Below are 365 nucleotides of genomic sequence, written 5' to 3'. Positions count from 1 at the left end.
CAATCAGAGATAACCCTACTGGTTATGGTGTACTCTTTCATGAGGCAGTCACAAGTTTAGGATAGAAATGAACGTATTTATCATGCGCCATGGAGAGGCGGGAAGCTTTGCAATAAGCGATGCAGAACGTACTCTGACTCAGCGTGGAGAACAGCAATCATTAGAGGTCGCTAAAGCTGTGGTAGGGCAGGGTGTGTCCCATTTTGATCTCGTGTTAGTCAGTCCTTACATCCGAGCTCAGCAGACGTGGGATGTGATTAAAGAGCAGTTCTCGGCGACAAAGGTTGAGGAGTGTGCGGATATTATGCCCTATGGTCAGTCCGATGACGTCTATCAATATGTGTGTGCAATCGCAGACACACAGC

1 protein-coding gene is annotated in these 365 nt (G+C 47.7%); it reads left to right on the top strand.

Translation table 11 applies throughout. The features are described 5' to 3' along the window. Positions 1-67 precede the first annotated feature (67 nt). On the top strand, positions 68-365 hold a 298-nt coding region (gene sixA / locus AB4585_RS26305), incomplete at its 3' end, for a phosphohistidine phosphatase SixA (RefSeq protein ID WP_372171702.1).

This window comes from Vibrio sp. 10N.222.49.C9 (assembly GCF_041474985.1).
Lineage (GTDB): Bacteria > Pseudomonadota > Gammaproteobacteria > Enterobacterales > Vibrionaceae > Vibrio > Vibrio crassostreae_C.
This window is presented reverse-complemented; position numbering and strand designations above follow the sequence as displayed.